19 protein-coding genes are annotated in these 19401 nt (G+C 53.2%); 14 read left to right on the top strand and 5 right to left on the bottom strand.

The window, feature by feature from the left end; all coding sequences use genetic code 11:
- Positions 1-131 precede the first annotated feature (131 nt).
- From ACFQ1T_RS02685 to ACFQ1T_RS02665, 5 genes are all read left to right on the top strand, one after another.
- Complete coding sequence (locus ACFQ1T_RS02685) at positions 132-992, top strand: amidohydrolase family protein (protein ID WP_379073803.1); 861 nt, start codon at positions 132-134, stop codon at positions 990-992.
- 15 nt (positions 993-1007) lie between these two features.
- Entirely contained in the window at positions 1008-1712 is a 705-nt protein-coding gene (gene ribB / locus ACFQ1T_RS02680; protein ID WP_379073801.1) for a 3,4-dihydroxy-2-butanone-4-phosphate synthase, read from the top strand.
- A gap of 187 nt (positions 1713-1899) precedes the next feature.
- A complete protein-coding gene (locus ACFQ1T_RS02675) occupies positions 1900-2424 on the top strand; it encodes a sigma-70 family RNA polymerase sigma factor (protein WP_379073799.1) in 525 nt (174 codons plus the stop codon).
- Positions 2421-3419, top strand: a complete 999-nt coding sequence (locus ACFQ1T_RS02670; protein WP_379073797.1) for a FecR domain-containing protein — start codon at positions 2421-2423, stop codon at positions 3417-3419. The genes ACFQ1T_RS02675 and ACFQ1T_RS02670 overlap by 4 nt, the downstream gene beginning before the upstream one ends.
- A 132-nt stretch (positions 3420-3551) precedes the next feature.
- Positions 3552-5978, top strand: coding sequence for a TonB-dependent siderophore receptor (locus ACFQ1T_RS02665; protein WP_379073795.1), 2427 nt, complete (start codon positions 3552-3554; stop codon positions 5976-5978).
- Positions 5979-6095: 117 nt separating this feature from the next.
- On the opposite strand, the gene ACFQ1T_RS02660 is transcribed toward ACFQ1T_RS02665, so the two are convergent.
- A complete protein-coding gene (locus ACFQ1T_RS02660; protein ID WP_379073793.1) occupies positions 6096-7328 on the bottom strand; it encodes an SfnB family sulfur acquisition oxidoreductase in 1233 nt (410 codons plus the stop codon).
- Between the two features lie 432 nt (positions 7329-7760).
- Here ACFQ1T_RS02660 and msuE point away from each other — a divergent pair, with 432 nt between their 5' ends.
- From msuE to ACFQ1T_RS02620, 8 genes are all read left to right on the top strand, one after another.
- Positions 7761-8333: an FMN reductase gene (gene msuE / locus ACFQ1T_RS02655; protein ID WP_379073791.1), complete on the top strand. Its 573-nt coding sequence runs from the start codon at positions 7761-7763 to the stop codon at positions 8331-8333.
- Between the two features lie 27 nt (positions 8334-8360).
- Complete coding sequence (gene sfnG / locus ACFQ1T_RS02650; RefSeq protein ID WP_194749542.1) at positions 8361-9449, top strand: dimethylsulfone monooxygenase SfnG; 1089 nt, start codon at positions 8361-8363, stop codon at positions 9447-9449.
- A 23-nt stretch (positions 9450-9472) separates the two neighbouring features.
- On the top strand, positions 9473-10627 hold the full coding sequence (locus ACFQ1T_RS02645; RefSeq protein WP_338656092.1) for an AMP-binding protein: 1155 nt from the start codon (positions 9473-9475) through the stop codon (positions 10625-10627).
- On the top strand, positions 10624-11412 hold the full coding sequence (locus tag ACFQ1T_RS02640; RefSeq protein WP_379073788.1) for an ABC transporter ATP-binding protein: 789 nt from the start codon (positions 10624-10626) through the stop codon (positions 11410-11412). The genes ACFQ1T_RS02645 and ACFQ1T_RS02640 overlap by 4 nt, the downstream gene beginning before the upstream one ends.
- A 22-nt stretch (positions 11413-11434) precedes the next feature.
- Complete coding sequence (locus ACFQ1T_RS02635; RefSeq protein ID WP_338656096.1) at positions 11435-12316, top strand: branched-chain amino acid ABC transporter permease; 882 nt, start codon at positions 11435-11437, stop codon at positions 12314-12316.
- A gap of 25 nt (positions 12317-12341) precedes the next feature.
- Complete coding sequence (locus tag ACFQ1T_RS02630; protein WP_379073786.1) at positions 12342-13409, top strand: branched-chain amino acid ABC transporter permease; 1068 nt, start codon at positions 12342-12344, stop codon at positions 13407-13409.
- Positions 13410-13526: 117 nt separating this feature from the next.
- Complete coding sequence (locus ACFQ1T_RS02625; protein ID WP_379073784.1) at positions 13527-14873, top strand: ABC transporter substrate-binding protein; 1347 nt, start codon at positions 13527-13529, stop codon at positions 14871-14873.
- A 113-nt stretch (positions 14874-14986) separates the two neighbouring features.
- Entirely contained in the window at positions 14987-15775 is a 789-nt protein-coding gene (locus tag ACFQ1T_RS02620; RefSeq protein WP_379073782.1) for an ABC transporter ATP-binding protein, read from the top strand.
- A gap of 60 nt (positions 15776-15835) precedes the next feature.
- Here the strand turns inward: ACFQ1T_RS02620 and ACFQ1T_RS02615 are convergent, their stop codons facing one another.
- From ACFQ1T_RS02615 to ACFQ1T_RS02605, 3 genes are all read right to left on the bottom strand, one after another.
- On the bottom strand, positions 15836-16939 hold the full coding sequence (locus tag ACFQ1T_RS02615) for a porin (protein ID WP_338656103.1): 1104 nt from the start codon (positions 16937-16939) through the stop codon (positions 15836-15838).
- Between the two features lie 353 nt (positions 16940-17292).
- Positions 17293-17655 (bottom strand): hypothetical protein, encoded by a 363-nt coding sequence (locus ACFQ1T_RS02610; RefSeq protein WP_275357237.1) that lies wholly within the window; start codon positions 17653-17655, stop codon positions 17293-17295.
- 74 nt (positions 17656-17729) lie between these two features.
- Entirely contained in the window at positions 17730-18686 is a 957-nt protein-coding gene (locus ACFQ1T_RS02605; protein WP_275357235.1) for an L-threonylcarbamoyladenylate synthase, read from the bottom strand.
- Between the two features lie 109 nt (positions 18687-18795).
- Between ACFQ1T_RS02605 and ACFQ1T_RS02600 the strand changes: the two genes are divergently transcribed.
- Positions 18796-19119: a cupin domain-containing protein gene (locus ACFQ1T_RS02600; protein WP_194749532.1), complete on the top strand. Its 324-nt coding sequence runs from the start codon at positions 18796-18798 to the stop codon at positions 19117-19119.
- A 97-nt stretch (positions 19120-19216) separates the two neighbouring features.
- Here the strand turns inward: ACFQ1T_RS02600 and ACFQ1T_RS02595 are convergent.
- Positions 19217-19401: hypothetical protein (locus ACFQ1T_RS02595; RefSeq protein WP_379073778.1), on the bottom strand; the 185-nt coding region annotated here is incomplete at its 5' end.

The raw sequence follows: 19401 nt of genomic DNA, 5'->3' as shown, positions 1-19401 counted from the left end.
CGAATAACGGCGTTGCACGGTACTCAAAATCCCCATGTACGCCATGTACATTCCGGTTTCTGCGTGTCGTGCGCCTTGGTCTTCATCCCGCTCGCGCATTGCTTAAGTGTTTCCATCACTAAAGAATAGATATGAAACAAAAAATTATTGATTTACGTAACCGTCCTGCGTTTTTGCATGACTTTTTTGGCGCCACGCCCAACACGCCTGCCTATGAGACGGCCAAATGGCTGAATCAGCGCGTGGGTTCGCTGGAGCCCGAGCATTTTCGACGTTCGTACACTGTTGAGGGCTATCTGCAGGAAATAGACGACGCCGGCATAGACCTCGCAGTGGTGGTCGGCCGTGAAACGCCAGACCTCACCATTGATGACCAGCAGATTGCCGATCTGGTCAAACATAGCAAAAAGTTGGTCGGCTTGGGCTCGGTGGATATTGAAAGTCGCGGCGTGGACAGTACCTTGGCCGCGATTGAAAAAGCCATACACCATTATGGCTTTAAGGCCATCAATATCGAGCCAGGCTTTGGCAAGCCTGCGCGGCAGGTGGATGATCCACTGTTTGACCCGGTGTATAACGCGTGCCAGCAGTATGGCGTGCCGGTGTGCGTGATGTCGGGCCCGACCACACCGGATCTCGACTATGCGCACCCGAATGCGGTGGCACGGCTGGCGCGCAAATATCCCCAATTGAACATTATTTGTTTTCACGGCTATTACCCGTTTGTGAACGAGATTGTCGGTGCCGCCTTCCGCTACCCCAATCTGTATCTGGTGCCGGATATGTACATTTTCCAGCCCGGCGCCGAGCTGTATGTGCAGGCCGCTAACCAGTTTCTGGGCGACCAGTTACTGTTTGGCACCTCTTATCCGTTCCGCCCCATGAAACAAACCATCGCTGATTTTGCGGCACTGGGCTTTAAGGATGCCGTGCTCGAAAAAGTGTTTTATCAGAATGCGGCCAGGGTGCTGAATCTCAACCTGGCAGCGTGAGTAAAAGGACTGTGTATGTTAGAAAAAAACCAACCATTTGATTCGGTCGCTAGCGCCATTCAAGCCATCGCCAACGGCGAATTCGTAATTGTGGTCGATGATACCGACCGCGAAAACGAAGGCGACCTGATTATCGCCGCCGAAAAAATCACCACTGAAAAAATGGCCTTCCTGGTCAAACACAGCAGTGGTCTGGTCTGCGTCGGCATGCCCGCACAACGTTTGCAAGCACTGGACTTGCCACAAATGGTGACACACAACGCTGATCCATTCCGCACCGCATTTACTGTGAGTGTGGATTACAAATATGGCACGACCAGCGGCATCTCGGCGGCAGATCGTGCACTGACACTGCGCAAGCTGGCGGATCCCACCACTCAGGCCGAGGATTTTCACCGCCCCGGCCACATTTTTCCGCTACGTGCCCGCCGTGGCGGTGTGCTCGAGCGGCCCGGCCATACCGAAGCGGCGCATGACCTTGCCGCCATGGCTGGCCTGCAGCCAGTCGGCGTGTTATGCGAAATCGTCAATGACGATGGCAGCATGGCAAGACGCCCTGATTTATTCAAGTTTTCCCAAGCCCACGGGCTCAAAATCATCAGCATTGCCGATATGAAAGCCTATCGTGCGCGCGACCTCAACTACGCGTGGCCAGGCTTGCAGTCGATTCCACGCCAGCAAAGCCGACTGCTGGATGCAGCCATGGTCTATAGCGGTTAACTGCGCATACCGGCTAGCCTTGCGCCCAACCTTGTGTTGGGCTTTTTCATGGCCTGGCCGGGGGTGTGGCTTGACCTGAGATCAGGTGGCCGCATTGTTTGTGAGCGCCGCAGACGCGTTTTAGGCTTGTCGATTGTCTGGCTTAATATTAAAATGAGAATTATTATCATTTATATATTAAGCAGTCATGGCAGACTCTTCGCATTTACCGGTCACGCATTGGTATCAGGCGCATCATCACTGGTTGTGTTGCTGGCTGAATAAAAAAGTCGGTTGTACACACCATGCCGCGGACCTGGCTCAGGATACCTTTGTCAAACTGTTGCTAAAACAGGAGGCGTTACAGCATGTATATACGCCACGTATCTATCTGTTGCAGATTGCCAAAGGCTTGATGATAGACCAATGGCGACGTCAGGCCCTGGAACAAAGTTACCTCAATGCGCTGAGTCAGGAGGAGCCTGCCTGCATCTCCCAGGAACAGCAGGCCATGATTACCGAAGCCCTGCTGGAAGTGGATGCGATGCTGAGCCGGTTAAACCCCAAGGCCAAAGCCGCATTTTTGCTGGCGCAGATCCACGGCTTCCAATACCAGGAAATTGCAGTCAGGCTGGCGGTCTCTGAGCGCATGGTCAAAAAATATATGGCAACCGCCATGATGCATTGCTTGTTGTTGCGCCGGCAATGGCAAGATGAAAGACAGACCTCATGAAGTCATCAGCCGTTAAGGTGGGGATGTCGCCGGTAGAACAGTTGGCGCTGCAGCAAGCGGCAGAATGGTTTGCCGTACTCAGTGATGACGCCCCCGAGGCGTCTGAGCGGCAGGCCTGGCAAGCGTGGCTAACTGCGCACCCAGCCCACCAACGGGCCTGGGCCGAGGTGGAGGCGATTAATGCTGCCTTCTCCAATCTCAATGCTGTGGCAAGCAAGTCGGCTTCGCATCAGGCCTTGTTGCATTCCAGTGGGCGCCGGCAGGCGTTAAAAATGCTCGGACTGGCGGGCGTCACTTACTTGGGTGTGAGCCTGTTGCATCGCTACAGCCCCTGGCAAGATTGGCTGACAACGCTCACTGCCAGCGCCATCACCTACCGTACGCCAGCAGGCAGAACGCATCGCGTGCTATTGGCGGACCAAGGCAAGCTCTGGCTCAATACCGACACCCAGGTGCGCGTCGCCTATGGCTGGATGTTGCGGCGCATCACGCTGGAATACGGCGAGATACTGCTGCAATCTGGCCATGATCCGCAAGCGCGGCCGTTGGTCGTTGATACGCAGCATGGGCGCTTGACGGCCCTGGGGACGCGTTTTACCGTCTGCCAGGAGGACACGCGTAGCTTGCTCGCCGTGTATGAGGGGCGGGTGGCGATTACGCCATCACAAGGCACCGCCATCACGTTGAGTGCCGGTCAGCAGGCCTACTTTGACCAGTATGGCGTCGGTGCAATACAGGCCGCGCTTCCTGCCCGTGAAGCCTGGACCCGTGGCATCCTGATTGCGGATAATCAATCGCTCAAAGACTTTATTGCCGAGCTGGCACGCTATCATTCAACCAGGCTATCGGTAGCCCCCGATATTGCCCATTTACGCTTGATGGGCGCATACCCGTTTGCCAACGTGCCGCTGGTGCTGCAGGAAATCACCCATAGTTTAGGCATTCGCCAGCACACCGACGCGCAAGGCAATATTCAATTGCTCCCTGCTGCTTGAGCGCCTGTCATTGGCTTTGGTATCAGGCGCGCGAGAAATTTTTGTATTTTTTGCGCTGGAGGTTCCCTTTTTAACGGGCTGTTTCGGTTTAGAGATAACAACACGTTATTTTTAACCTAACAGGGAGCTTGAATGAAATCGCATCACACTTTGCCGCTTGCGCGGCATGTCCGGGCGGCTTTACTGACACTGATGATCAGCAGCCTCACGCCTATGCCTGTATTGCACGCTGCTGAAAAGGAGGCCGTGGCACAGGAATACCAGATTCCTGCCGGACCGTTGAGTCAGGTATTAAGCCGATTTGCCGCCGAAGCCGGCATTCTGCTGTCAGCCAATGCTGCGCTGGCAGATGGTAAAGCTAGCACAGGGTTGCATGGCAAGTTTACTGTGCAGCAGGCTTTGGATACCTTGCTCAAGGGCACCGGTCTGGAGGTCGAGCATCGCGGGGATCACCGTTATGCCATTCTCCCGCAGTCGGCCAAGGCGAGTACTTTGCCCGAGGTGCAAGTGACAGCCGCGGCCAACAAGGAAACGGCCTGGAGCCCAATTAAAGGCTATATTGCCGAGCAATCAGCCACGGGGACCAAAACCGATACGTCGCTGATGGAAACGCCGCAGGCGGTCTCGGTGGTGACTAAAGACTTTATTCAGGCCATTGGTGCACAAAGCCTGCGTGAAGGCATGGCCTATACGCCGGGGGTGAATGTGGCGCCTTACGGCCCGGATTCCCGCTATGACTGGATTGCCTTGCGTGGCATTGATGCGTATTCACCCGGTTTTTATCAAGACGGCTTGCCGTGGCGCAATGCCGGCACGTTTGCGACCGGCAGAATCGAAAATTATGGCATTGAGCGTCTCGAAATCCTGCGCGGGCCAGCCTCGGTGCTGTATGGGCAAAGTACCGCAGGCGGCTTGATCAATGTGGTTAGCAAACGTCCAACCGCAACCCCGCTTAAAGAAATCCAGATGCAATTGGGGAATTACTCGCGTGAGCAGGTCGCCGGTGATTTTTCGGGGCCGCTCAATGAAGACGGCACCGTGTTGTACCGCATTACCGGCCTGGTACGCGATGCCGATTTGCCGCGTCAAGGCATGAAGGATGACCGGGTGTTTATTGCGCCGTCAATCACTTTCCTGCCCTCCGACAAAACCAGTTTGACGGTCATGTCGCAGTATATGAACTCGGATGCCGGGATCGTGGCTGGTGCCTTGCCTGAGCAAGGCACCTTGCTGCGCACGCCATTGGGAGAAAAATTGCCTTACAAGACCTTTGTCGGCGATAGAAAATTTAACCGGTTTGAGCAAAAGCAATGGTATGTCGGCTATCTGTTTGAGCATAGCTTCAACGACCAGTGGACCTTCAGGCAGAATGCACGCTACAGCGAGGTAGACTTGGCTTACTGGCAGGTGTTCGGCATGGGGTACACGCAGGTCAACCAGGCGAATCCGGAGGACCCTCGCAATTTCCGCTATATCACCCGCAATATGAACGGTAGCCCGGATCACATCAAAGCGTTCACCATCGACAATCAGCTGCAATGGCGTATTCAGGCGGGGGATTGGCAACATACCTTGCTGGCGGGTCTGGATTACCAAAAGGTCAGGGACCGCAATCAATTCTATTCTGGCAGTGCGCCAGACCTGGATTTGTTGGCCCCGGATACGGCACAAACCATAGTGAGGGGTGACCCTGTGCAGGATAGCAGCATCAAACTGGCGCAAACAGGTTTTTATCTGCAAGACCAGATCAAATGGGGTTCGCATTGGATTGCGACGTTGGGTGGCCGCTACGACGATGCCAGCACCCAGAACGCGGAGCGTGTGGCAGGCACCAATGATCGCTTTAATGACCACAAGTTTACCAGCCGCGCAGGCTTGCTCTATTTGGCAGACAATGGCATTGCCCCTTATTTCAGCTACACAGAGTCTTTTATACCGACGGTCACGGTCAACACGCAAACAGGCAAAGGCTTTAAACCCGAAACCGGCAAGCAGTATGAGTTTGGCGTACGCTATCAGCCGCCAGGTAGCAAGAACCGTTACAGCGCTGCCTGGTTTAATCTGGAGCGTAACAACTTTATCAGTTATGACCCCAACAGCGGCAGTCCGAGCCAGACCGGGCAGATTCAGGTGCGTGGCCTAGAGATCGAAATACAAGCGCAGCCAATAGAAAATATGAATCTGATTACGGCCTATACATATACACCCAAGGTTGAAGTCACTGCCAGCAGCAATCCTGCGTTGATTGGTACGCCTTTGCTGGCCACGCCGGAAAACTCGCTCGCCGTGTGGAGTGATTACCGCTTTAATAATGGGTTAAAAGTGGGCTTGGGTGCACGCTATAACGGCTCTACCCGTGGCAATTTTGATTCTGCATCCGAGCGGATTCCATCATATACCTTATGGGATGCCTTGGTCGGGTATGATCTTCAGCACTGGACGCTGGCATTCAATGCGCGCAACCTCACCAACAAAGAATATATCGCCAATTGCGCTTCTGGCAGTTGCTACTATGGCGAGCCACGGCGTGCCATGCTGACAGCGACCTATCGCTGGTAAGCGGTGTGTACTACGAGGCATAGTCTTTTATAAGCCGTTTGCGCAGACTGTGCTAAGCCTCAAAACAAACAGCCCGATCGTTTATCGGGCTGTTTGTTTTTGAATATCCGTTCTGGATTAAATCCAAGGATGGCGCGGTGGATTCACCTTGTTCAAGCTGTAATTGCCGACGGCATGGTATTTCCAGCGTACCGGATCGTGCAGTGTGTGCGTACGAGCATTGCGCCAATGACGGTCGAGGTTATATTCGCCCAAGGTAGAACGGGTCCCGGCCAGTTCAAACAGTTTGCTGCCCGCCAACAAGGCGGTTTCGGTACTCAGTACTTTGGCTTCTGCCACCGCAATCGAGGCTTCGGCCACGGTGTCTTCATTTGGGTTACGCTGCGCTTCGTCTATGTATTCACCGGCGCGTGCCAACAAGGCCTCGGTGGCGTGCAGGCGAATCTGCAAGTCACCGATGTCCTTGATGGTATGCGGATCTTCATAGCCGTGTTCCAGATCGGTATCTATCCATGGCCGTGTGTAGTTGCGTACAAAGTGCAGGGTATCTTTAAACGCCGCGCGGGCGATGCCGGTATCGACTGCCGCCTGGATAATCTGTGCAATTGGCCCCATGGTGGTCGGCCGGTCAAAGGCCAGATGGTGCGGCAACACATATTCGCTGGGCACAAAAATATTTTCCAGGATGGTCGTGCCGCTGGCCGTGGTGCGCTGGCCAAAGCTGGACCAGTCATCAATAATGGTCAGGCCTTCTGCGCCGGCAGGGACAAATGCCACCACGGTATTATCGTGCTCATCCTTGGCCACTACCGGCACCCAGTCCGCCAGCAAAGCGCCAGACGAATAGAATTTTTTGCCGTTTAAAAAGTAGCCGCTATTGGTGGGCGTGAGCTTGGTTTTCACATCATTGACGCTCTTGGTGCCAATCTCGGAAAACGCATTACCAAACCGCACCCCTTGCAACACCAGCTCAAAAAAGTATTTTTTCTGAAAGTCTGAGCCATCCAGGCGCAAGCCTTCCACCATATATAAATGATTCTGTGGAATCTGGCCGACACTGGGGTCTGCCTCGGCCACGATGGCAATCACTTCTGCCAGGGTTTTGTTAGAGACAAAGGCACCGCCGTATTCTTTCGGCACGGTAATGCCCCACAAGCCACTGCTTGAAAACAGGTCTAGCTCTTTACGTGGCAGTCGGCGTTCCTGGTCGCGCAGGGCGGCTTCTTTGGCGATTTCGCTGGCAACCTGTTTGGCGACGGTCAGGGCTTCTGCGTCACTTTTAATCAAATGCGCGGGTTGCCGCGGCAGGTTTACAGGCAAATGCGCAATTTTATTTGCTTGTGCAGTCATAGTCTTTCCTTGTTCAAAAAGGGATCAATAAAGGCGTGGCGGGGATGTTGTTTGCGCCACGCGTCTGTTAATGCTGTTGCATTTAATATGCCAATCAATAAGTTATTGAATTTAAATGAAAATATAAATTCAAGCTCCAGCCGCCGCCTCTATAGAAACAGTTTGTTGCTGAATCGCTGCTGCAAAATCAGCAACCATCAGCAGACGAAATCATGACTAAGCGCCGCATGACAACGGAAAGCTGCTGATTTAGCAGCAGTTGATCAGCAACTAGCGCTGGAATCCAACACCTATTAAAAGAGATTTTTTGTATAAGTGATTGAAATATAACCATATTATTCCCTGGCATGGATGGTGCTAATACTCTAGCAAGCGAGTCGTTTGCGAGTTTTCGTGCAAACGACATTAGTCACCGTTATTTCAGGAGTCATGATGAGCCGTCCATTAAAAGTCACTGCCGTTTCCGGCAGCTATAAATTACCTTCCAGAACCGCTGCACTGGTGCAGGCGATCACACAGAAGTTGGGACAGCAAATCCCGATTGATCTGCACGTGGTGGAATTAAGCGAAGTTGCGGGCAGCTTGGTCGCTTCCTACGATCCCAAAGCCTTACCAGTCAACGTACAGCAAGATATCCAGGCGATTGAAACTGCCGATTTGCTGGTGGTGGCGACACCCGTTTACCGCGCTTCTTATGGAGGGTTGTTCAAGCATTTGTTTGATCTGGTCAATCTCGAAGCATTGATTGATGTGCCCGTGCTGCTGGCAGCAACCGGCGGGACTGAGCGTCATGCCTTGATCATTGATCATGAGCTGCGTCCCTTGTTTAGCTTCTTCCAGGCAGTCACTTTACCGATCGGCGTATATGCCGTTGAAGCGGATTTTGAAAACTATCAAATCAAGAGTGAGGCGGTGAAAGCGCGCATTGATCTAGCGGTAGAGCGTGCCCTGCCTTTGCTCAAGCATCGCGAGCTTTTGAGCCAGGAAAAGTTATTAGCTATTTAAATTCAGTGACTTTTGGAGAGATTAAAGATGAGTACAGAAAACATTAAATTTGCCTATTGGGTGCCTAACGTCAGTGGTGGCCTGGTGGTCAGTAACATTGAGCAGCGCACCAGTTGGGATATCGATTACAACCGCAAGCTGGCACAAATTGCCGAAAAAGCCGGATTTGAATATGCCTTGAGCCAAATCCGTTTTACTGCGGGCTATGGGGCCGAGTTTCAGCATGAGTCGGTATCTTTTTCGCATGCCTTGCTGGCGGCGACCACCAAACTCAAAGTGATTGCCGCCATTTTGCCTGGCCCCTGGAATCCGGTGCTGGCTGCCAAACAATTGGCGACCATTGATATTCTCACCCAGGGACGGATTGCGGTGAATATCGTCTCCGGCTGGTTCCGTGGTGAGTTTACGGCGATTGGCGAGCATTGGCTGGATCACGACGAACGCTACCGCCGTTCACGCGAGTTTATTGAAGCGCTCAAGGGCATTTGGACCCAGGATAACTTTACTTACAGAGGCGATTTTTACCGCTTTAGTAACTACTCACTCAAACCTAAACCTTTGCAGCAGCCACATCCAGAAATTTTCCAGGGCGGCAGTTCACGTGCTGCGCGCGATAATGCGGCCGCGGTCTCAGACTGGTACTTCACCAACGGTAACACCGTGGAAGGGATCAAGGCCCAGGTGGACGATATTCGCGCCAAGGCGGCGGCCAATAAGCATCAGGTCAAGATCGGGGTCAATGCCTTTGTGATTGCCCGCGATACCGAAGAAGAAGCCAAAGCCGTATTGAAGGAAATCATTGATAAAGCCAACCCTGAAGCGGTCAATGCCTTTGGCCATGAAGTGAAAAATGCCGGTGCTGCCAGCCCGGAGCGTGAAGGTAACTGGGCGAAGTCGAGCTTTGAAGACCTGGTGCAATATAACGATGGCTTTAAAACCAATTTGATTGGTACACCACAGCAAATTGCCGAGCGCATTGTGGCTTTGAAGGCGGTGGGCGTAGATTTAGTGTTGGCGGGCTTTTTGCACTTTCAGGAAGAGGTCGCTTATTTTGGTGAAAAAGTACTGCCACTGGTGCGTGAGCTGGAAGCTAAAACCTTGGCCAAAGCGGCTTAACTCAACCCGGCAGGAAATTGGCAATGGCAGAGACTTTACCTCACTTGCTCGCTTTGCAGGCCGTGGAGCGCCCGCATCGTGTTGCAATTCGGCATAAACAGCTGGGCCTCTGGCAGCAGGCCTCCTGGCTTGCGGTGCAAGAGGACGTCACCCGCACGGCGCACTATTTACAGCAACACGGCTTTCGCCAGGGCGATACCTTGTTCCTGCTCAGTGAACCACGGCCAGAGGCCTTGCTGTTGTCGCTAGCTGCCCATTGGCTGGGCGGCGTGGCAGCGCCACTGGATCCGGCCTTTGCGCAACCGCAGTTACTGGATTTATTGCATACCTTGCGGCCGCAATTTGTGTTTGCCGAGGCGCAGGCGCAGGTGGATCAAGTCCTGGCAGCCAAGCCTGATAGCGCACTGGTGATTTATGCCGATGCGCGCGGGCTAGCGGGCTATCAGCATCCTGCGCTGGTTGCTTATGCGCAGATTGTGGCCACGCCTGAGACACAGAACATTTCACCCGTGGCTGAGACTGCGGAAATCGCCTTCCGCTTTTACCGCTTAAGTGACGCCTATGCGCTGGAGTACAGCGAATTAAGCCATGCCGAACTGCTTAGAAATGGCCGCCAACTGATCAGCCAAGAGGTGCTCACAGCGCATGAAGAGGCATTGGCGGCGCGTGCATTTGCCGCCAGCGGTCATGCCAAATATCTGCTTTCGCCGTGGCTATTGGCGGGCTTTACTCTGAATTTTCCAGAAAATCTGGCGACCCGGGATACCGACAGGCGCGAACTCGGCCCCACGCTGGTCGCTGGCACGGCAACCACTTATCAGCGCCTGTATGCGCTGACACAATCCCGTTGGCCCTTACCCGGCAGTTGGCAGCATAGGCTGGTGGGTTGGGCACTGCGTGCAGCCCGTGCCCGGTTGCCGCTGATCGCAACGCTGGCGCGCTGGCTGGTGATTTTGCCCTTGCAGGATGTGCTGGGTCTGCGGCGTACGCGCGTGCCATTACTGGTAGGCGAGCCCTTGTCGCCCGAGGCCACACAGTTTTTCAGTGACATTGGCATTGATGTGCGTGCCTGGCCAGAAGCTTCTGCCTGGCAGACCAGCCAGCTGCAAGTGATTCCACATCAGTCCAATGACTTGCACAGCTATTTGGGATTAGCGACATGGAAGGCCGCGATATGAGTACCACCCTTGCTGCACCTCAGCCATTACTGGCATTAGACGGGATTTCATTGTCGTTTAAGGGCGTGAAAGCCATTACCAATATCAGTTTTGCCGTCAATGAGGGCGAAATTTGTGCCTTGATCGGCCCCAATGGCGCCGGCAAAAGCTCATTGCTTAACGTGATTAATGGCGTCTACAAGCCTGATGAAGGCAGTATCCGCTACCAGGATGCGGTGCGTCGCGCCATGCATCCGCAATGGGCTGCCAGACGCGGCGTGGCGCGCACGTTTCAGAATATAGCCCTGTTTAAAGGCATGTCGGTGCTCGACAACGTACTGACCGGCACCAACCTCAAGGTCAAAAGCAGTTGGCTGGAGCAGGTATTTAATGTGGGCCGCGCGCCTGCGGATGCCTTGGCGCAACGGCAGAAAGCAGAGCGCGTGATTGCTTTTCTCAAACTGCAACCCTGGCGTAACAGCATTGTGGGCAGTTTGCCCTATGGCTTGCAAAAGCGCGTCGAGCTTGCCCGTGCACTGGCTGCCGAGCCTCAACTGCTGTTGCTGGATGAACCGATGGCTGGGATGAACGCCGATGAAAAGGCGGAGATGAGCCGGTTTATCCGTGAAACCAACCGCGAGTTTGGCACCACGATTGTGCTGATTGAGCATGATATCGGCGTGGTGATGACGCTGTCAGACCATGTGGTGGTGCTGGATTATGGCAAGAAGATCGGTGATGGCACGCCGGATGAAGTGCGCGCCAACCCCGAGGTGATTACCGCCTACCTGGGCACCAAACACTGAGGCAATACAAGGATCAATTGAGATGAGTTTCTTTTTCGAAGTTCTGACTGGTGGCTTGCTTGCGGGCGTGATGTATTCGCTGGTCGCGATCGGCTTTGTGCTGATTTACAAGGCATCAGGCGTGTTTAATTTTGCCCAGGGCTCCATGGTGCTGTTTGCGGCATTGACCTTTGTCAGCCTAGTCGAGCGTGGCGTGCCGTTCTGGGGCGCCTTTGTGTTGACCTTGCTGACCATGGCGGTGTTGGCCTGGCTGATTGAATGGCTGGTGTTGCGGCCGCTGGTGAACCGTTCGCCGATTACCTTGTTCATGGCAACCTTGGGCCTGAGCTATATCGTCGAAGGGCTGGCACAAGCGGTGTGGGGCGCACAAGTACATGCGCTGGAGATAGGCATCAATGATGAGCCGTATGAGGTGTTCGGTATTTTGCTGTCACAGTTCGATTTGTTTGCTGCCGCGATTGCGGGCGGCCTGGTCGCGCTGCTCGGTGTCCTCTTCAATAAAACCCGCATTGGCATTGCCTTGCGCGCCGTGGCAGATGACCAACTGGCGGCCTTGGCGGTGGGCATCCATCTGCAACGCTTGTGGCTGATCGTCTGGGCGGTGGCTGGCTTTGTAGGTCTGGTCGCCGGCATGTTGTGGGGTGCACGCGTCGGTGTGCAGTTTTCGCTGTCACTGATTGTACTCAAAGCCTTGCCGGTGCTGATTATTGGCGGCTTTACCTCGATTGAAGGTGCGATTGTTGGCGGCTTGATCGTCGGCGCCAGCGAAAAACTGGCTGAGGTCTTCATCGGCCCGCTGATTGGCGGCGGCATTGAAAACTGGTTTCCCTATGTGTTGGCGATGTTGTTTCTGCTGGTCCGCCCCTATGGCTTGTTTGGGGATAAAGCGATTGAACGTGTTTAAAAAATAGAGAGCAGGCAGGGTTAGCATGTTATATAAAGAAGCAGGACAATTCATCACAGAGTATCGGCTGGACAAGCGCTTTTTCAGGCTCAAACAGGAGCGCTGGGCATTTGCGGCCTTACTGGCATTCGCCTACCTGGTCGTCCCTGCCATTGGCAACGACTACTGGTTTAGCGCCATCCTCATCCCGGTGCTGGTGCTGTCGCTGGCCGGCTTGGGCTTGAATTTGCTCACTGGCTATGCGGGTCAGCTCTCCTTGGGGTCTGCGGCCTTTATGGCGGTAGGTGCGTTTGCCACCTACAACTTTCACCTGCGGATAGAGGGCTTGCCATTGATTGCCAGCCTGATCTTGGGCGGGTTGACGGCAGGTGGCGTCGGCCTGGTGTTTGGGCTGCCGAGTTTGCGCATCAAGGGCTTTTACCTGATTGTGGCAACACTGGCTGCACAGTTTTTTGTGCAATGGGTGTTCACCACATTCTCCTGGTTTTCCAACAACTCCTCTTCTGGCGTCATTACAGCGCCACCTTTACAGATCTTAGGCACGGATTTGAGTACACCGGCGGGACGTTATCTGCTGACCTTAACGGTCGTCGTGGCGCTGGGGTGGCTGGCAAAAACCATTGTCAGTGGTGAGCTCGGACGCAAGTGGATGGCGGTACGCGACATGGACACCGCTGCCGCCGTGATCGGCATCTCGGTGCCAAAAACCAAATTGCTGGCCTTTGCCATCAGCTCGTTTTACCTGGGGATTGCGGGTGCGCTGTGGGCATTCACTTACTTGGGCACCGTTGAACCACATGGCTTTGATTTGTCACGCTCCTTCCAGATTCTGTTCATTATTATCATCGGCGGCATGGGTAGTATCCTCGGCAACTTTCTGGGCGCGGCTTTTATTGTGCTGTTCCCCATTCTGCTTTCTCAGATATCGACAAGCCTGTTGGCCGGAGCGATTGATCCTGGCCAGCTGGAGAATTTTCAGAAAATGATTTTTGGTGCCTTGATCATCTTTTTCCTGATCAAAGAGCCCAACGGTTTGGCCAAGGTCTGGCAAACCGCCAAACAACGGCTGCGGGTCTGGCCGCTACGTTTCTAGGCCGTTCCTGACGAATTGATTGAAGGAGACTTCCATGTGTTAAACAGCCTCACACGGTCTTTTATATAACCAAGAGCGATTAAGAGAGATTTCTATATTTTTATAAGGAGTATTTAAGTGAACTTTTTAAGTAAACATCGCTGGCTGTGGCTGGCATTGGGCTTGGGGGTTGCCAGCTTGTCTACACAAGTGCAAGCCGCCAATGAGCAGTATTTCCCGCTGCAGAGTTACCGGATTGGCCCTTATGCGGCAGGCGGTTCCGGCTTTTTTGGTGGGTTTATCGACTATTTGCAATACATCAATGCCAAAGAGGGTGGCGTGAATGGCGTCAAGCTGACCTGGAGTGAGTGCGAAACCGAATACGTCGTGGAAAAAGGCGTTGAGTGCTACGAGCGCCTGAAAAAAGGCCTGAACGGCGCGCCTGCTGCAGCGACCAATCCGCTGTCCGTGGGCATTGCCTACGCGACCCTGGAGCGCTCGACCACAGACAAATTGCCGCTGATCACGATTAACCACGGCCGCACCGATTCGACCGATGGTAGCGTGTTCCCTTATGCCTTCCCGCTGCAATTAAACCCGTACAGCGAAGTGTCTGCGATTGTGAACTATATCGCCCAGCAATCTGGCGGTCTGGACAAGCTCAAAGGCAAAAAAATTGTCACCTTGTACCACGGCTCGCCTTACGGCAAGGAAACCAGTCCGATTCTGGAACTGCTGGCAAAGAAATACGGCTTTGAGCTGACCTTGCTCGAAGTGCCGCATCCGGGCAACGAGCAACAGTCGCAATGGCTGACGATACGTCGCATCAAGCCGGACTGGGTGATTTTGCGTGGCTGGGGTGTGATGAACCCGGTGGCCTTAAAAACCGCGCAAAAAACCGGTTTTCCGGCCGACCATATCATCGGCAATATCTGGAGCAACTCTGAAGATGATGCGGCGCCTGCAGGCAACGCCGCCAAGGGTTTTATCTCAATCACGACACATCCTTCCGGCACCAGCTTCCCGGTATTGCAAGGCATAGACAAATATGTGATCAAGGCCGGTAAAGGCAATCTGCAAGATCCTAAACGTTTTGGCAATGTTTATTACAACCTGGGCGTGGTCAATGGCATCCTCAACGTGGAAGCCGTGCGTGTGGCGCAAGCCAAATTCGGCAAACGTCCATTGACCGGTGAAGAGGTACGCTGGGGCTTTGAGAACCTCAAACTGGATGATGCGCGCCTTAAAGAGTTGGGCGCTCTGGGTCTGGTACAGCCGCTCAAACTGAGTTGCGCTGACCATGAGGGCGGCGGTGCCGTCCGCTTCCAGCAGTGGGATGGCAGCAAATGGAAAGTGATTTCTGACTGGGTGCAGGCAGACCGCCAGTTGTTGCGTCCGATTATTGAAAAATCTTCCCATGAGTATGCCAAGGAAAAAGGCATCACGCCACGCGATTGCAGTAAAGAGGTTGTTGCTGCCAACTAAATATTGACGGTATCACGATGATCGCGGCACACCGCAGGGCGGTGTGCCGTTGCAGTTTGCTGCCGTGGGCAAGGCCTGTCCCTTGCCGACGACAGTCAATTGAGGAGTCAAACATGACACAAGCACAGTTAAATACGATCCCGGTGCAAGCGCTCACTGCGGTTGAGCCCTTTTTGCAGCTGGACAATGTTGAGGTGATCTATGAAAAGGTCATTTTTGCTATCAAGCATATTTCTTTAGAGGTTAAACCACAGTCTATTGTGGCTTTGCTCGGTGCGAATGGCGCGGGCAAAAGTACCATCCTGAAAGCGATTTCTGGCCTGGCCCCGGCACAACGCGGTGAGATTGTACAAGGTCGGATTGTCTATGCCGGTAAAGACGTGACCAAGGCCACACCGGGCCAACTGGTGGCACAGGGTCTGGTTCAGGTGCTTGAAGGTCGGCATTGCTTTGGCCATTTAACGGTTGAGGAAAACCTGCTGACCGGGGCCTTTATTCGCAGACCGTCGAGCAAAGGGCTGGCGCAAGACCTGGAAAAGGTCTATGCCTTTTTCCCACGCCTGAAGTTATTGCGTAAAAACTATGCCGGGTATACCTCCGGGGGCGAGCAGCAAATGGTGGCGATCGGCCGTGCGTTGATGGCGAATCCCAAACTGATTCTGCTCGACGAGCCTTCCATGGGGCTGGCGCCGCAAATTGTGGAAGAGATTTTTGAAATCGTGCACCAGTTACAGCAAACGCAAGGCTTGAGCTTTTTGCTAGCGGAGCAGAACGCCACGGTGGCCTTGCGTTACGCCAACCATGCTTATGTACTTGAAAGTGGCCATATCACGCAAGAGGGCGATGCACAGACCATTGCCAATAGCCAGGCATTGAGTGATTCTTATCTGGGTAGCCGTTAAGTTAAAATGGCGGCTAATAAAAAAACGGCCATCATGGCCGTTTTTTATTGCAGGATACTTTTAGAAAAAGTGTGCCACATGGAAAATGGCTTTAATGCCGTCAATATCCGGTAGCGTATTGCGGTTTTCCCTGAAGTAAAACACATCAATCCGCTTGTTGCTGTCACCGTCAATTAAATACCCTACACCAATGTCTACGCGCTTGCGGTCCAAGCCGGTGGTGTCATTGTTAAATTCTTGGTAAATCACTTTGGGCTGGAATTTGCCTATGCCCACTTTTTCGGCAAAGGTATAGCTGCCATTGACAAAAAAGCCTTTGGCTTCTGGCAAGACGGTATCGCCGGTATTGTCATTGTCATAGTTGTAATAGGAGGCTTCTGCCCCCAGCACGGCGCCATCACTCAATGGTTTTTCCAGGCGTGCATCCAGGTTCCAGTATTTGGAATCGCCTTTATTCAGGATCGTCCCTGCGCCATCTTTTTGATAACGGTAAGAGCCGCCCACAGACAAAATCGATTTCTTGCCATCATAGCTGGCCAGGTTATAAAAGCCTGGCTCGGTATCCCAGAAGTTATATTGCAGACGGGTGGCATAAGACAAGTTATCAGCCTGATTGGAGCCGCCCTGGCGACCGTTAGTGGCCGAAACGTAGTATTTGAAGGCCTCGCTCTTGTCTGTACCGAAGAAGACTGCACCATTATCCCGACCAGCAAACTGGTAAGAGCCTAACTCGGCAATCGGGAAGTCAAACGTGGTGGAATACATCGGTGCAGCAGCGGAGGCGCGGCTCGCTGCCGGTAAGAAGCGACCCACCCAAACATGCGCGTAGTTGTTAAACTCCAAGCCCAGATGACCATCCAGCAACTCAACTCTGTTGTCTGCTGAATTGCGTGCGAAGTTGAACTCAAAGGAGACGTTCTCATGCACCTTACCGTTGGTATATAAACGTGCCTCTTCAACCTCAAAGTCATTCGAGCGGTCTTTGCCATTCGGCGCGGCATCTTTCACCGAGCTAAAGCTGACGCGAGAGGCAATGCCGATATTGATAAATTGGTTTTCGTTGCGTTGCAGCGTGGCCTCTGCAAAAGCTTGTGTACTCAGCAGGGCCAAGCTGGTGTAGAGAGAAATTTGTCGTAGTTTAGGATTAATGGTTTGTATATTCATGTGTTCACTCTGTGATAATCAGTTATCAATAAATGGAGATCAGGCAACCGGATGACGATGAAATGGTTGCTTTCCAGAGTGAGCTTTTGCAGAATCTGTGCCAGAAAATTATTTGATAAAAATCAATGGCTTATGTTTTATTTGGCTGGGTGTGCTTGCTGGCGATGGCGCAAGCTGCTGTTCGCCTGTCTTTTAATCAGCAAAGGGCGAACGCAGCATGTGATTGGGTGGAATGACGCACGATGACAAAACACGCGCGGCATGCGCAGAAGCGGGTGCGATACCCAATGGACTCGGCAAACAGGGGACATGACCACCGTAAACAGTGGCCATGGATAGATGAGAATCAGTGTTTATTTGGACGTATCGGCGGTCTTGCAACCTTTGAGGTGCAAGTGGTCACTGTCATCCAGCGTGGTTTGGTCGCCATTCAGGCGCAAATCCATGGTGCCATAATGGTAGTGTTGCTTATCGTCGGCATCACGTAACAGCCCCACCTCATGGTCAGGCAGCATGACCCATGCTTCATCGCCAGTAGCAGAGAGTTTGAGGCCAAACGACTGATAATTTTCGCATTGGTAATGCAAAGCTTCTTTGCCATAGCGTGGAACTTCCTTGGTCCCTTTGTCGAACACGCTCGGCAGTTCAACGCTTTTGCAGCCAAACAATAGACTGCTGGCGCCAACCAATAGGATGAAGGAGTAGATGTTTTTCATGATTTAAATCTGGGCTTTATTTAAGATAAGGGAATCGACGATGCACGCTATTGTGCCAGCCATGCTTGGCAGACTCAATCGTTTTGGCGCTTGGGTTGGTAGGCTGCCCGTTGCAGCCGGTCTCGCACGGCGTCCCAGGCCGCGGTGTTAGGCGGCGATTCTATTAAGATCACGTCAGCATGTGCGGCATCCAATATGTGCAGCGCCGCATAGAGCTGCTCGGCGGCTTGTGCAGGCGTGGCTGGCAAATGTGTATCTTTGGCCGTGACCGCCACACCGGCGCCAAACAACAAGGCGACAGCATGAGGGTACTGCTGTGCATAGTCTGCCATCGCTTGTCTGGAAGAAAACAGCAGGCAGGGTGTTCGTGGCGAATAATGCAGCAAATGCTGCCCGGGGGCCTTGGGAATCTGCGCCGATGCATCTACAGACGCCGGCGTGCCTGCGACGGCTGCAATCGCCGCCTCATCTATCATGCCGGGTCTGAGCAATCGCCAGCCATCTTCATGCACGCTGACAATGGTCGACTCTATGCCTACCTGGCAATCGCCACCATCCAGCACCGGAATGTCTGCCCCCAGTCCTGCTTCGACATGTTCTGCCGTGGTGGGGCTCAGTTGCGTATACTTATTCGCTGAAGGGGCTGCCAGGCCCAGGCCACTTTCGTTGAGCAGCGCCAGCGCCACGGGGTGTGCCGGCACGCGTAAAGCCACCGTCGGCTCGCCAGCCCTCACCGCCGCTGAGACCTCCGCGCGCGCAGGCAATACCAATGTCAGCGGACCCGGCCAGAAGGCCGCGGCCAGCCTTTGTGCCAGTGGCGGAAAGCTGCTGGCCCAGTCGGCCACTTGTTCTGTGCGTCCAATATGGACGATCAATGGGTTATTGGCAGGTCGCTGTTTGGTGGCGTAGATGTTGGCAACAGCTAAGTCATTGCGTGCATCTGCCGCCAGGCCGTAGACGGTCTCGGTCGGGATGGCGACCACTTCGCCCCGTTGCAATCGTTCTATCGCCTCTGCCTGGTTGATCCGCATTGCGCACTCTATATATGTAAATCATCAAAAAATGTATTTTACTCTGTAAAACCCTGACGGCTAAAGCGGGCTTGCTATAAAATGCCCGCTTTGATTCAAGGAGCGACACATGCAAATTCAAGTTCAGCACAATCCTGCCGAAACACAACTAAAGGACTTGGGTGTGTCCAAGTGGCCTACATGGAAAAAAGAAGTATCAACCTTTGATTGGATTTTTCACGAACAAGAGCAGGCTTATATACTAGAAGGTCAATGTGTAGTGACGCCTGTGGGTGGTGCGCCAGTCAGCTTTGGTAAAGGAGACTTTGTGGTCTTTCCTGCCGGCCTCAAGGTGAGTTGGGAAGTCAAACAACCTTTGCACAAGCATTATCAGCTGGATGGCAATGTCTTGACGCAAACCTGGTTGCGCATTAAGGCCGCTTTCAAGAAATAATCATCAATTTGTAACAAAATTGTAAGAATGGCAAATAAGGGTTGACCGCAACGCTTATCGCTGTAAAATGCGCGGCTCTCTTCAACGAAACGGTTGTTTAGTTGGGTGAGAAGAAATAAAAAAGCGCAGTATGTTTGAGCGTTAAGTTGGCAGCGGAATAAAAGTTGTTGACGAAGTAAAAAACCTCTGTATAATGCGCGCTTCGCTTGAAACGTTGGAAGTTAAAACGGAAGAGCGAAAAGCCTTCGAGGCACTGTTCTTTAAAAATTAGGATGACTGATA

The sequence above is a fragment of the Methylophilus glucosoxydans genome (genome assembly GCF_042676145.1).
Lineage (GTDB): Bacteria > Pseudomonadota > Gammaproteobacteria > Burkholderiales > Methylophilaceae > Methylophilus > Methylophilus glucosoxydans.
The sequence above is the reverse complement of the archived record's forward strand: the minus strand, read 5'-3'. Positions and strand labels throughout refer to the sequence as shown.

Coding starts and splice junctions, on each gene's coding strand:
- ACFQ1T_RS02685 (WP_379073803.1), top strand. CDS start 132: ATGAAACAAAAAATTATTGATTTACGTAACCGTCCTGCGTTTTTGCAT.
- ribB (WP_379073801.1), top strand. CDS start 1,008: ATGTTAGAAAAAAACCAACCATTTGATTCGGTCGCTAGCGCCATTCAA.
- ACFQ1T_RS02675 (WP_379073799.1), top strand. CDS start 1,900: ATGGCAGACTCTTCGCATTTACCGGTCACGCATTGGTATCAGGCGCAT.
- ACFQ1T_RS02670 (WP_379073797.1), top strand. CDS start 2,421: ATGAAGTCATCAGCCGTTAAGGTGGGGATGTCGCCGGTAGAACAGTTG.
- ACFQ1T_RS02665 (WP_379073795.1), top strand. CDS start 3,552: ATGAAATCGCATCACACTTTGCCGCTTGCGCGGCATGTCCGGGCGGCT.
- ACFQ1T_RS02660 (WP_379073793.1), bottom strand. CDS start 7,328: ATGACTGCACAAGCAAATAAAATTGCGCATTTGCCTGTAAACCTGCCG.
- msuE (WP_379073791.1), top strand. CDS start 7,761: ATGAGCCGTCCATTAAAAGTCACTGCCGTTTCCGGCAGCTATAAATTA.
- sfnG (WP_194749542.1), top strand. CDS start 8,361: ATGAGTACAGAAAACATTAAATTTGCCTATTGGGTGCCTAACGTCAGT.
- ACFQ1T_RS02645 (WP_338656092.1), top strand. CDS start 9,473: ATGGCAGAGACTTTACCTCACTTGCTCGCTTTGCAGGCCGTGGAGCGC.
- ACFQ1T_RS02640 (WP_379073788.1), top strand. CDS start 10,624: ATGAGTACCACCCTTGCTGCACCTCAGCCATTACTGGCATTAGACGGG.
- ACFQ1T_RS02635 (WP_338656096.1), top strand. CDS start 11,435: ATGAGTTTCTTTTTCGAAGTTCTGACTGGTGGCTTGCTTGCGGGCGTG.
- ACFQ1T_RS02630 (WP_379073786.1), top strand. CDS start 12,342: ATGTTATATAAAGAAGCAGGACAATTCATCACAGAGTATCGGCTGGAC.
- ACFQ1T_RS02620 (WP_379073782.1), top strand. CDS start 14,987: ATGACACAAGCACAGTTAAATACGATCCCGGTGCAAGCGCTCACTGCG.
- ACFQ1T_RS02615 (WP_338656103.1), bottom strand. CDS start 16,939: ATGAATATACAAACCATTAATCCTAAACTACGACAAATTTCTCTCTAC.
- ACFQ1T_RS02610 (WP_275357237.1), bottom strand. CDS start 17,655: ATGAAAAACATCTACTCCTTCATCCTATTGGTTGGCGCCAGCAGTCTA.
- ACFQ1T_RS02605 (WP_275357235.1), bottom strand. CDS start 18,686: ATGCGGATCAACCAGGCAGAGGCGATAGAACGATTGCAACGGGGCGAA.
- ACFQ1T_RS02600 (WP_194749532.1), top strand. CDS start 18,796: ATGCAAATTCAAGTTCAGCACAATCCTGCCGAAACACAACTAAAGGAC.